We start from the raw sequence: 12,212 nt of genomic DNA on the forward strand, positions 1-12,212 counted from the left end.
TAAAAAGGAGATTTTACATGATAGAAAGTAAAGTTGTAGATTCTATACCAACTTTGAATGAGAATGATTGTCAAATATGGTGGGCAAGAATTTCAGATTTACAATCATGGCATTACAATTTACTAAATGATGTAGAGCAAGAGAAAGCAAATTCATATCATCATTCGGCAGATCGTGCACGTTTTATAATAGGTTGCGTAATTAGTAGGTTAGTTCTTGGAAAGATACTTTCTATGTCGCCAGTTCAAGTGCCGATTGATCGATTGTGCCCAGTATGTAAGTTACAACATGGTAGGCCGCAATTACCAGAAGGTATGCCACAATTATCAGTTTCACATTCGGGTGAGTGGGTTGTCGTTGCATTTACAAAATCTGCATCTGTCGGTGTTGATGTTGAACAAATGAATCCAAATGTAGATGTGATGAAAATGGCAGAGGGCGTATTAACAGATATTGAAATAGCACAAGTTATGAAATTACCTAATGAACAGCGATTAGAAGGATTTTTAACGTATTGGACTCGAAAAGAAGCTGTGCTGAAAGCGACAGGTGAAGGACTATTGATTCCACCAGTTGAAATTACTGTATCAGCTCCAAATGATCCTCCTAAATTGTTGGTTTTTAAGGATAGACAAGAGTTACCAGAAAATACAAGGATGGAAGATGTAAGGCCTAGTTTAGATTATATGGCTTCCATTGCAATATTTAGTAAAGAAGTAACTGAAATTACGCAGTTAGACGCGGTAGCGCTATTAAATTATAAATAAGTTTAATAAAATATTTTATAGAAGAGGTGTTCCACATGTTAGTGGCGGAAAGTAGAACAAATGAATTCACTTATAATGTACAAGCAATTAAAAATATTTTATTTTCTGGAGATACATCATCTATTCTTGCTTTAGAAAAGCTTTTGAATGATACAGTTCAATTTGATGTTCTAGAACAAGAGGTAATAGATAGACAGTACATTCCGAAAGAAGCAAAAAATTTCTTTGATAAAAACGGAACATTTCTTTATCGTGTATCTAATGTTAGTTATAAAGGTAAGGTGTTATCTGAAAATCTAATTTTTGCGGATACTTCTTTTTTACCGGATACAATAAAAAGTGAATTAGAAAGTGGAACTATTCCTGTTGAAAACCTGATAGAAAAAATGGAAGTAAGAAGAAACGTATTATATAAAGGATATCAGCCATCTGGAAATATTATCGAATTGTTTGATGGATGTTCAGTTGCAGCGAATGTGTATCCAACTAGAAAATATCAAATTGTAAGTAACTGCAAATGTGTATTTTATATTTGTGAAGTGTATCATGCAGAAAATATAAAGGAATTGCTTAAATAAGAAATAAACAAGAAACCAGCCTATAAAATGGCTGGTTTCTTGTTTATTTAACAGCTTCTTTTAATTCTTTACCTGCTTTAAATGCTGGAACTTTACCAGCCGCAATTTGAATTTCTTCCCCAGTTTGTGGGTTACGCCCTGTACGAGCAGATCTTTCACGCACTTCAAACGTTCCAAAACCGATTAATTGAACTTTATCGCCAGATTGTAATGCGTTAGCAATTGTGTCAAATACGGATTGTACAGCTGCAGAAGCATCCTTTTGAGAAATATCAGCTGTTTGTGCCACATTTTTAATTAATTCTGTTTTATTCATGTTTTCACCTCATAAAAATTTTTTTAGAATGAATGTTTTAGTATAATGGATAGTAAAGATAAAGCTAGTTTTATGGTTGGAAAGAATACTATATAGTTATGTTAATTTCGTTGCAAGAGACTGAATCCCTGCTAATAATTGGGGATTAATTAAGAATTGATGCATACAAAAAGCAATAGTATGAGGATGAGGGGGAATATACGTATGATTTTTCGTGAAAAGAGTGAGAAAGAGAGTATATTAATTCGTCAACATGATCATGGTTTTTTGGCTGGAGAGATTGCTAGGCATATAAAAGAATGTTTTTTTGAAGATACAACATACTTAAAAGAGACAATTGATGCAATATATGAACATGATAGAGGATGGATAGAACTTGATAAAGTACCAATTTTGAATGATGCTAAAAATATTCCGTATACATTTATGGATTGTCCAAGCCCATTACGTTTTGTTTTTTATACGATTGGTTTGAATGAAATTGAAGATTCTAATCCATACGGGGCATTACTGTGTAGTAAACACTTTTTATCATTCCCATTAAATGAGGAAGATGAAGAGATGCTTTCTTTTTATAAACATGAATTAGAACGACAAAAAAGAATTTTGAAAACGTTAACACAGGAACAGTTTGCGATGTTCGATAAACATTATAGATTATTAAAGTTTTGTGATGAACTTTCTTTATACGTATGTATGAATAAGCCTGGTGTCAAAAAGAAAGATGAAGTTGATTTATTTAAAGATGGTTTTGAAGGAACAGAAATGTTTAATAGTAAAGAGGAGAAACTTATTCAAGCTGAATGGGTGGACGAGGAAACAATTCGGATTACACCATTTCCATTTCAAACGGAATTTTATACGTATGTAAAATATAAAACGATAAATAAACATGAAATTGAAGAAAAAGGGATTGTAAAAGCTGATAGAGAATCGGAAATGAAGGAGCAAAACATTCGTTTTATACAATAAGGAGGTAATATAAATTGAAAGATTATATATTAAAACAGTGTGATTACCATGCTTGGGCTAATACTAGATTATTCAATCGATTAAAAGAGTTACCAAATTATGAGACAATTTTTAATGAGCAGATACAGAGTGTATTCCCATCCATTAAGGATACTTTTGCGCATATTTATATTACAGATCAAGTGTGGTTACACATATTACATGGCAGAAGTATGAGTGAAGCAATACAAGATCGTGAAAAGTTAAAAAAACAAATCGATACAAAATCGCTAAATGAATTAGAAGAAATGTTTTTAAATATAGCTAATCAGTATAAAGAATTTCTAAGTACACAACAAGATGTACATGCTGAATTTGTTATTAAGAATCCATATGCAGGGACACTACATACTTCAATTTTAGAATTAGTGCAACACGTCGTAAATCATGGTACATATCATAGAGGAAATATAACAGCAATGATCCGTCAACTTGGTCATTCATCGACAATGATGGATTTTGTACTGTATTTACATATGATTCAGAAAAAGGGGGAGTAATATAGTTTGTAAGAAGGAGAGACTTTAATTGTAAAAGTCTCTCCTTCTATTTTATCCTGCATGAACTGCCTATAAAGTACCGATTAGTGTGGGAAAATAATCATTTGGGATGTACAAAGCCTCCAATAATTAAAGTTTCACTGTATTTCTTACGAAGCTTTATTTTCTTGTAATTGCTTAGCGTATTGTACAGCCTTATATGCATTGACTCTACCGTTTTTCCAGTACGTACCTGTACCACTAATTTTATCAGAAGTTGACTCAATAATTTGGCGGATTTGTGTATTGCTATATCCTTGATTTGCTAAAAGAGCAGCGACTCCTGCAACATGAGGTGTTGCCATAGATGTACCACTTAATGATTGATACGTGCTCCCTTTATATGTTGAATATATATTTGAACCTGGTGCTGCAACATCTACCCAGCTACCATAAGTAGAAAATGAAGATTTTCTATCTGATTGATCTGTAGAAGCAACTGCAATTACTTCGCTGTAATAAGCAGGGTAATTAGCTTTTGTATTTCCAGCATTTCCAGCAGCTGCAACTATAACAGAGCCTTTATTCCATGCATATTGAACTGCTTGTTGTAATGCAGTACCACCATTTGGAGCTCCTAAACTTAAACTAATTACTTTTGCACCCGAATCAGCAGCTTCTCGAATACCTTGCGCTACAGCATCAAGAGTCCCGCTTCCTTGATTATCTAATACGCGAACAGCGTAAATGGAAGTCTGCGGGGCAACACCAGCAATTCCGACGCTATTATTCGTAAGTGCTCCAGTAATTCCAGCGCAATGTGTACCATGACCATTACCATCATCAGATGTATTGTCGTTATCAACATAATCATGTCCGTAAATTACTTTAGAAGCTAAATCAGGGTGTGAGCCTTGAACTCCTGTATCAATGATAGCTACTTTTACACCAGGATCACTTCGTTGGCTATCCCAAGCTTGTGGAGCTTGGATCTTTTGTAATCCATATTGATTTTTAAAATATGGATCGTTTGGATTCCAAAAGGCATGAACGTAATAATTCGGCTCTGCATATTCCACATCTGGATTATTTTTATAACTCTTTATTTTTTCTTTTACAGTACCTTTTGAAAATTGAACGACTTCAAAACCTAACTTATCATCTTTAGATAAGACATTAGCTCCGACAGATTTATGAAAAGATTGCACATTATTTAAAGATGCATTTTGCTTGAACTTAACGATTAATTGGTTAGGAACGTAATCAGTAGATGATGTTTCAGCACTTGAAGTATTCGTGTTAAAGAAGAAACCACCAATAATAAATGACAAAACAGATAGGAAAACAATGAATTTGTTTTTCAAAAGATTTTTCCTCCCTTTTCTTGGATGAGTTTTTCAGCGACACTTTAATGTCGCATTCCTTTTCAACTATATAGTTAGACCATACGATTTATGACATTTATGTGAAAAACTTTTATTGGAATAAAAAGGGGGGAAGATTGATATAAATTTATTTTAAATGATATTGGTTGAGTAAGAGAACGAAAAAAGGAATGCTCATTATGCATGAGTCATTCCTTTTTTCATAGATTAATTGTGATTTCCAAATGAAGTTATACCATTTATAAATAGTTGTTACGTTTTATCCATCTTGATAAAAGAAATCTAAGTGGTTAAGAGGGAGTGACTCTATTTCTTGTCTATTAGAAACTTTGTTTCACATATCTTGTTGTGTTATTTGTTTCTGTATTTAATAATTGTAAGGTCTTACCATCGAAATTCTGTACAATATAAGGTATGTCTTTCTTAGAAACAGTGACTTCTTTACCGTTGTCCATTCGCTTCGTTATATGTAATTCAAAAGTCATAGAGTTTTTATCGTAAGACCATGTTCCTTCCGTTACATTGTCCTTGTTTGGGTAAGTTCCTGCTGCATATAACTCAAAAGTATTTCCACCTTTTATGATAAATGTTACTAGGAAACCACTAGAAGTTTCAAGTCCCCAGTCAGCAATTAACTCAGTTCCGTCTGTTACTTTACTCTTAACGTTTGCTTCGTTAACACCTGAATTAGTGTCTATTCCTGTTTTCTCACTTGCAGATATTCCGCCGCCGTTCGCCTTCGTTACTTCGTTTTTCATGTTGTTATATACTTCAATCCAGTATTTGTCGCCTTCTTTAACTAACTTTTCAGCGTTTTCAATTACTTCTTTGTCAGTTTTACCACCAGTATTTTTCTCTGTGTTTTGTGAGAAAATACGTTCTACTCCCTCAAAGGCTTTTCTGTACTTAGCGGTTGCTTTCTCAATATCCTTTTGAGCATCTATATACTTGTTCGGTGGGTCGATTTCTTCAAACTTATCAATTGCTTTAAAGATGTTTTCGACACTAACTAATACGTCTTTTCGTGTCTTATTGCCTTTGCTAGCTTCCCCAACTATATTATTGTACTCTTTGAATAGTCTATCAAACTCATTTCCTAAATCAATTAAATACATAGGATAGTCGTCTGCTAATACTCTTACTTTCTTCACATCAGAAGTTGACTGCTTTGAAGTACTAGAGTCAGCTTCTTTAGAAGTCTTAACTTCAGAATCCGTCTTAGCGGTTTTAGACTCTTCTATTTTTATGCAACCGTTCATTAACAACATAACTGGTATGGTTAATCCTAGTAGTTTCTTTGCTTTCATGATTAAATGCCCCTTATCCTTAGTTAATAAATTAGCCGTATCTATTTACCTTGATTTCAGCCTTACTGTGTTTTTCTAGAAATACTATCTGTTGCTTCCTCAAAAAGCTTTGAACCATCTTTAGCTTTCGTTAATGACTGATTCATCTTACTTTCGTTTTGTTCTTCTATTGCATCAAAAAGCAGTGCAAATGCTTCATTATAAAGTTCCATTGATTGTTTTATATTTTCTTGTTCTACTTTTAACTCAGGCGGTGCTTGGAGGTTTCTTAACTTTGTTACATATGCTTTTGCTCCACCTATACTTAGTTGTACTTCACTTTTCTTTTGACTATATGACTTAACATCTGAACTTGCTACCTTTTCTATTAATTTCAAAACATCATCAACTTTAGTAGCATTTTCTACTATTTCTGACTTGTATTTCTCAACCTCTGAACCACTTAACTTTGCAGTTGATGAACTAGAGGAAGTAGATGAGTTTGAATTGTTAGAAGAAGAACTTGGTTTACTACTTGATGAGTTACTGTTTGCATCTTTACCATTCGCTGCAGATAAGCTATCATCTTTTTTACTATCGGTTGACTTACTCTCTTTCTCCATCTTTTGCGTTTCTTCTTTCTTTGGTTCCGCTTTCTTACTATCAGTTTCAATTGTAATACAACCACTTAATAACATAACTGGTAATGCTAAACTTACTAATTTCTTTGCTTTCATGATTCTTAATACCCCTTTATTTGTAAAATTTAGTGCAAACAAGTTAACATACTTAACTAAGAAGTTTTCTCCGAATAACATCTTAGAATCGTCTATCTATAGATTACCTTTATATTACATAATCTTCAATAGTTTTCCTTTTATAATTTTCTGGTTATTAAGTTGTGATTTATATATAATCAACTGGACTTTAAAGTTTTTTTGATAATACTGCTTAAAAAAAGAGGGGATTCTTACCGAGATATTTATGTTGAGGTTCATTGTATTTTAGTATTACTTCACTATAATTTATGTGTGATGCTAATGATTTTTAGAGTAACCAACACTGATAATTTTAAATGAAGTTTACTTAATAGAATATAATGTACTAAACATATTCTTTTATTTACTTTAGTGGAACTTTTTTAATAAAATAAAAGGCCCTACATTTTGACCAATTTCTTTTTCAAAATGTAGGGCTGTATTCTATATAAAATTAATATTTATAGTGAAATTTGAACTACAGTTATTTTAAAAACAGATTAACTTGCCTGTTTTTTATGGCTTTCTTTCAATTTCTCTGCTTGTAAAAAACGATTCGTTTCAGCGACAACGATACCACTTAATCCGATTAGGCCAATTAAGTTTGGAATTGCCATAAGTCCATTTGCAATATCAGCAAATGTCCATACGATGCCAAGTTTTAAATTGGCACCAATCGCAATCATCACGATAAAGATTGCTTTATAATATCGAACAGCACCTTCTCCAAATAAATAAGCGACACATTTCTCACCGTAATATGACCAGCCTAAAATAGTAGAGTAGGCGAATAAAATTATGGCAATACCAAGGATCATACTACCAGCGGTGCCGAATACAGATTGGAATGCAAGTGTTGTAGCTTCAACACCGGTTTTACCTGATTTCCATGCTCCAGTTGTAATTAATACAAGTCCTGTAATTGTACAGACGATAAATGTATCAAGAAAAGTACCAGTCATAGAAACTAAAGCTTGTTTTGCAGGTGAATCTGTTTTTGCTGCAGCGGCCGCAATAGGAGCACTACCTAAACCAGCTTCGTTTGCAAATACACCGCGCGCCATTCCGATTTGAATAGCTGATGCGACTGTTGCTCCAATAAAACCACCTGCGGCTGCTGTACCTTGAAATGCACCAGAAAAAATAAGTGAAAATGCTTCTGGAATTTGATCAAAGTGATAGAAAATAATAATAAGACCAGCAATTATATAAAAGAAAGCTTTAATAGGAACAATAAATCCCGTTACTTTCCCGATTTTTTTTACACCGCCTAAAATAACAATAGCGATTAAAAATGACATTAATATACCAGTTAAAGCAGGGGGGAAAGAGAAATTAATTCGCATTGCCTCTGCAACTGAGTTAGATTGCACCATATTACCGATCCCGAAAGAAGCAGTTGTACCGAATATAGCGAATAAAACAGCAAGCCATTTCTTACCTAAGCCACGCTCTAAATAATACATTGGTCCACCTGAATATTCACCATTTTCATTACTAACACGGTATTTCACTGCTAGAATTGCTTCGGCATACTTTGTTGCCATTCCGAATAAAGCGGTAATCCACATCCAAAAAATTGCACCAGGACCACCAATTGTAACAGCTGTTGCAACACCGGCGATATTTCCCATACCAATCGTTGCGGCCATAGCTGTCATGAGTGCTTGGAAGTGGCTAATATCTCCAGAAGATGACGTATCTTCTGACTTTTTAAATGCTATTTTGTGAGCGTATAATAGTTTACTAAACTGTAAACCTTTCAAACGCACTGTGAGAATGATACCAGTACCAACGAGTAGCAACAAAGTTGGCAATCCCCACACGTAATGATTCATTTGTTCTAATACTTTACTTACTGTCTCCATCTTTATTCTCCTTTTTTAGAAAAAATAAAAACCACTTCAAGTAAATGAAATGGTCTCTGGAGAAACAAGGAATAGAAAAATAAACCGATACAAATCGGCATTTTCCTTCGCTTGTCTCTGTCCTTTTTACCTGAGAGATTATCCGCTAAAATAGCGGATTTGCTCCTTCGGCGCTCTTTTTCCTCCGCGCTATTAAAAGCGAGAGGGAGTCTCTCCAGAGATTCGTCCCCATGCAGTTCTACTTGTAACCAAGACCTGAGAGTTTCAAAGTTGGTATTACAACTTTTTGCCCCGTCGGTAGATCAATTGACCTTCTCCTGAATGGTTCATCCGAATTATAAAATTAATATACACATTGAATGTAAATCAATAAAAATATTATAGACAGATAAACTGTGAATTGCAATCTTTTTTTATTTTAAAATAGTAAACAGTTTTATTTTTTAGAAATTCCTAATTTATCTTTAATTTCATTTAAAGTAGATAAAGCGATGACAATATGTTGATCGGCAAGCCCTAAAGCCTGTTTTGTATTTTCAATTATTTCATTGGCCGGAGTAGAATTATTGTATTTATCAATAATTAAATCTGCTGCATTTTTCATGTAATTTGATGCGGATTTAAACTGAGTTGTGAATTGGATTAGTTGTTTTTGTATATGTATATCCGTTATGCTTTCTTCGATTTTTATCGTGTCTATTTCGTTCATAAGTGTTTCATACTGTTTGGAAACAGCACTCATTGTAGCTAATAGTTTATTTCTATCCACTGAATCTCCGTTCGTGTTCATCTCTTCCCAGGCAGGCAACCAATCTTTTTCGATAATGTCATTATAATTAGTAGTCAATTCCTTAATTTTAGGTTGTAATTTAGTTTTGAAAGTTTTTGTATCCACTGTTTCTACAGTTGCTTTTTCATTATCATTTTTATTTTTACCATTAGTTACGTAGAAAATCGTACCGAAAATGATGAAAATAGAAATAACTACTGTCCATTTAGTAAAAAGAATTTTCTTCAATATGTAACGCCTCCAAAATTTAAAAACTTATAATTATAATATATAACAATAATGTTGTTTTAAATAGAGAAAATAAAGTTAGAAGTGATTTGAATTACATCTTTTTTATACGTAACTAATTAAAATTAGTAAAAAGATGAAAGGAATATGTAAGAAAGGGGAATTTTAGTGAAAGTGAATAAAAGAAAACTAGTTTTAAATATTGTAACGGCTATGTTATTAATTGGTGTATCTCGCATTAACGGGCAGTAAGACCCCCACTTCAAAATGCAGCGAAAGCAAAGAAGTTAGGTGGGGGATGAAGAATCCCAAAATGATTAAAGTTTCACTTTATTTGCACTCATTTATGTAGACAAAGAATCTAAAATTGAAAAATTTCCAGTACCAATGTCAGCAATCCATGTTAATGATGATAATGAAGAGGTTTATACATATATAAGTGTAATGCTTATTATAAAGGCAAGTGGATGGGAGCCAGCCTAGTTAGTTTTAAAAAAGTGGAACGAAAGGTAAATGTATAACATTATCCGAGAGAAATTACGTATTATTTATTTGAGCAATAGATATACAAGGGAGAAAAGATTTCGATGTAATTCCTATAGAGCTACAATTTTTATATTCCGAATTATTTGAAATAAAAACAGATAGATGGTTTGATAGATATAGTGCAAAAAAATGATTATTTGTACAAAAGTAGAAGTTTTTAGTTACCATAGTTTTGTTATGTAAACTGATTGTTGTAAGAGAGATTGTATTATGAGGGGGAATTAGAAATGTTACTAAAAACAATATTTTGCAGAGTGGAAGAAAAGGGAGATGTTTTCGGCTGCTCAAGAAAAATGGCGTGATTTACAACATTTAGATGGTTTTCATGGGCAATTTGGTGGATGGAATGAAGATGAGGCATGTGTATTTACTTTATGGGAAGATAGAAGTGCATATCAATCATTTATGAACGGTGCTCACGATACAATTTATTTAAATAGTAATCAAAAAGATACGTTTCTTTCATGTGAAATTGAACTATTTCAAACGTTGTATGATATAAATGATAAGCCTTTGCAAAACGTTGTTACAGAAGGATCATTCGTAAGAGTTGCCATATGTGATGTAAAGGGAGAAAAAGAAAATCATTTTTTACATAAGCAAGAAACAATTTGGAATAAAGGAATGGAGAATGCAAAAGGGATGTTAGGTGGAGTAGTTGCGAAGTCTTTAAAAAATGAAACTCGTTACATAGTATTAACTTATTGGGAAGATGAAATGGCGCATCAATATTATGTGGAAGAGGGTTTTCCCATGTTGTATAAACTGGCTAACATTCATGAAGATATAGAAGAGATAAGAAGTAAACAAGCTGTATGTAAGGAAGAATGGCTTGTATATTAAGTGCAGAAAAAGTGTATAAATGAATGTATAATAAAGATAATTTCTTGTAAACAAGAAATTAATAGAAGACGTCATATACCCTTTCATGTTAATATATTTAAGTTAAAATAGGAGGCTTACCCTTTTGTATTGTACGGTAGAAGCAGTGTGAGCTTGAAATTTTTTATGAAAAGGATGTGCCTAACTTGCGTATCAATAAATTTATTAGTGAAGCTGGAAAAGCGTCTCGACGCGGAGCAGATAAATTAATTAATGAGAGAAGAGTAATTATTAACGGTAAGGTTGCAAAAATTGGTGACCAAGTAAATCCAGGTGATGATGTACGAGTGAATGGAGAACAACTTCGTATTGCTCGAGACCATGTGTATATCGCTTTAAATAAACCAGTAGGTATTACATGTACAAGTGAAAAAGCAGTAAAAGGTAATATTATTGATTTAGTGAATCACCCTTTACGTATTAGTCATATTGGACGTCTCGATAAAGACTCAGACGGTTTAATTTTGTTAACGAATGATGGCGATATCGTTAATGAGATTTTACGTGCTGAAAACAAGCATGAGAAAGAATATATCGTTTCAGTGGATAAGCCAATTACACCTGATTTCTTAGAGAAAATGGCAGCGGGAGTTAAAATTTTAGGTACAAAAACACTTCCTTGTGAGGTTACACAGTTATCAAAATATGAGTTCCAAATTATTTTAACACAAGGGCTGAATCGTCAAATTCGCCGTATGTGTGAAGCTTTAGGTTATCAAGTATATACGTTAAAACGTACGAGAATTATGAATATAGAATTGAATAATTTACCAGTTGGGCAGTGGAGAGATTTATCGAAGAAAGAGAAAAGACGTCTATTTTCAGATTTAAATTACGAACCACAAGATTGGTAAAATTGTGAAGTGAAACCAAAAAAATTTGGTTTCACTTTTTTAAATTAAATAAATAATTTTTTTAAACACTTGCAAAAATAAAATGAATAAGATATATTAAATAACAATAAATGGATGTTTTATAAAAGCAAAGAAAAGGACACGAGTTATTTTACCCGGTTATACAGAGAAGGAAGGAAAGCTGAGAACTTCCTAACGCAGAAAAATAACTTACCACCTTAGAGCTGCACTGGGGAAATGAAGTATCTAGTGCCGTGTATGCGACGTTATCGCAAAAGAAGCCATTGCATATTGTGATGGGAATCTGGGTGGAACCACGGATATAAGCATATTCGTCCCTATTTTAGGGATGAATATGCTTTTTTGCATTCAATTTCATAATAAGCGAAGAAAAGGACACGAGTTATTTTACCCGGTTATACAGAGAAGGAAGGAAAGCTGAGAACTTCCTAACGCAGAAAAAT

General features: G+C 33.1%; 11 protein-coding genes, 1 pseudogene, 1 riboswitch and 1 other annotated feature. Of the genes and pseudogenes, 6 read left to right on the top strand and 6 right to left on the bottom strand.

Annotation, left to right across the window (positions count from 1 at the left end; translation table 11 throughout):
• Positions 1 to 17 precede the first annotated feature (17 nt).
• Positions 18 to 767 carry a 4'-phosphopantetheinyl transferase Sfp gene (gene sfp, locus JDS98_RS09460; RefSeq protein WP_087971240.1) on the top strand — a complete coding sequence of 250 codons (750 nt, stop codon included), beginning with the start codon at positions 18 to 20 and terminating at the stop codon, positions 765 to 767.
• Positions 768 to 802: 35 nt separating this feature from the next.
• Positions 803 to 1,345, top strand: a complete 543-nt coding sequence (locus tag JDS98_RS09465) for a cold-shock protein (RefSeq protein WP_199633820.1) — start codon at positions 803 to 805, stop codon at positions 1,343 to 1,345.
• 43 nt (positions 1,346 to 1,388) lie between these two features.
• Here JDS98_RS09465 and JDS98_RS09470 read toward each other — a convergent pair whose 3' ends face one another.
• Positions 1,389 to 1,661 (bottom strand): HU family DNA-binding protein, encoded by a 273-nt coding sequence (locus tag JDS98_RS09470; RefSeq protein ID WP_001043908.1) that lies wholly within the window; start codon positions 1,659 to 1,661, stop codon positions 1,389 to 1,391.
• 204 nt (positions 1,662 to 1,865) lie between these two features.
• Between JDS98_RS09470 and JDS98_RS09475 the strand changes: the two genes are divergently transcribed.
• Positions 1,866 to 2,633, top strand: coding sequence for a DUF3891 family protein (locus tag JDS98_RS09475; RefSeq protein ID WP_098711644.1), 768 nt, complete (start codon positions 1,866 to 1,868; stop codon positions 2,631 to 2,633).
• A 14-nt stretch (positions 2,634 to 2,647) separates the two neighbouring features.
• Positions 2,648 to 3,172: a DinB family protein gene (locus JDS98_RS09480; protein WP_000656264.1), complete on the top strand. Its 525-nt coding sequence runs from the start codon at positions 2,648 to 2,650 to the stop codon at positions 3,170 to 3,172.
• Positions 3,173 to 3,321: 149 nt separating this feature from the next.
• Here JDS98_RS09480 and JDS98_RS09485 read toward each other — a convergent pair whose 3' ends face one another.
• The 5 genes from JDS98_RS09485 to JDS98_RS09505 form a co-directional block, all read right to left on the bottom strand.
• A complete protein-coding gene (locus JDS98_RS09485; protein ID WP_000790784.1) occupies positions 3,322 to 4,515 on the bottom strand; it encodes a S8 family peptidase in 1,194 nt (397 codons plus the stop codon).
• Positions 4,516 to 4,856: 341 nt separating this feature from the next.
• Entirely contained in the window at positions 4,857 to 5,843 is a 987-nt protein-coding gene (locus tag JDS98_RS09490) for a DUF3994 domain-containing protein (RefSeq protein ID WP_199633821.1), read from the bottom strand.
• Between the two features lie 62 nt (positions 5,844 to 5,905).
• Positions 5,906 to 6,559, bottom strand: a complete 654-nt coding sequence (locus tag JDS98_RS09495; RefSeq protein WP_392388334.1) for a DUF7018 domain-containing (lipo)protein — start codon at positions 6,557 to 6,559, stop codon at positions 5,906 to 5,908.
• Between the two features lie 521 nt (positions 6,560 to 7,080).
• Positions 7,081 to 8,448 carry an alanine/glycine:cation symporter family protein gene (locus JDS98_RS09500; protein ID WP_000451043.1) on the bottom strand — a complete coding sequence of 456 codons (1,368 nt, stop codon included), beginning with the start codon at positions 8,446 to 8,448 and terminating at the stop codon, positions 7,081 to 7,083.
• A 107-nt stretch (positions 8,449 to 8,555) separates the two neighbouring features.
• Positions 8,556 to 8,676: riboswitch (glycine riboswitch) on the bottom strand.
• A 208-nt stretch (positions 8,677 to 8,884) separates the two neighbouring features.
• Positions 8,885 to 9,466 (bottom strand): hypothetical protein, encoded by a 582-nt coding sequence (locus JDS98_RS09505; RefSeq protein WP_000721819.1) that lies wholly within the window; start codon positions 9,464 to 9,466, stop codon positions 8,885 to 8,887.
• A 773-nt stretch (positions 9,467 to 10,239) separates the two neighbouring features.
• Between JDS98_RS09505 and JDS98_RS09510 the strand changes: the two are divergent.
• Positions 10,240 to 10,855: pseudogene (locus tag JDS98_RS09510) on the top strand (DUF4937 domain-containing protein).
• 185 nt (positions 10,856 to 11,040) lie between these two features.
• Positions 11,041 to 11,748: a 23S rRNA pseudouridine(2604) synthase RluF gene (rluF, locus tag JDS98_RS09515; protein ID WP_001222161.1), complete on the top strand. Its 708-nt coding sequence runs from the start codon at positions 11,041 to 11,043 to the stop codon at positions 11,746 to 11,748.
• A gap of 121 nt (positions 11,749 to 11,869) precedes the next feature.
• Positions 11,870 to 12,091: a binding site (T-box leader), on the top strand.
• Positions 12,092 to 12,212 lie beyond the last annotated feature (121 nt).

Source organism: Bacillus cereus group sp. N11 (assembly GCF_016483605.1).
GTDB classification, from domain to species: Bacteria; Bacillota; Bacilli; order Bacillales; family Bacillaceae_G; genus Bacillus_A; species Bacillus_A toyonensis.

Bases quoted from the DNA above. Each gene is read 5' to 3' on its own strand.
- sfp (WP_087971240.1), top strand. From the start codon at position 18: ATGATAGAAAGTAAAGTTGTAGATTCTATACCAACTTTGAATGAGAAT.
- JDS98_RS09475 (WP_098711644.1), top strand. From the start codon at position 1,866: ATGATTTTTCGTGAAAAGAGTGAGAAAGAGAGTATATTAATTCGTCAA.
- JDS98_RS09495 (WP_392388334.1), bottom strand. From the start codon at position 6,559: ATGAAAGCAAAGAAATTAGTAAGTTTAGCATTACCAGTTATGTTATTA.
- JDS98_RS09470 (WP_001043908.1), bottom strand. From the start codon at position 1,661: ATGAATAAAACAGAATTAATTAAAAATGTGGCACAAACAGCTGATATT.
- JDS98_RS09490 (WP_199633821.1), bottom strand. From the start codon at position 5,843: ATGAAAGCAAAGAAACTACTAGGATTAACCATACCAGTTATGTTGTTA.
- JDS98_RS09500 (WP_000451043.1), bottom strand. From the start codon at position 8,448: ATGGAGACAGTAAGTAAAGTATTAGAACAAATGAATCATTACGTGTGG.
- JDS98_RS09465 (WP_199633820.1), top strand. From the start codon at position 803: ATGTTAGTGGCGGAAAGTAGAACAAATGAATTCACTTATAATGTACAA.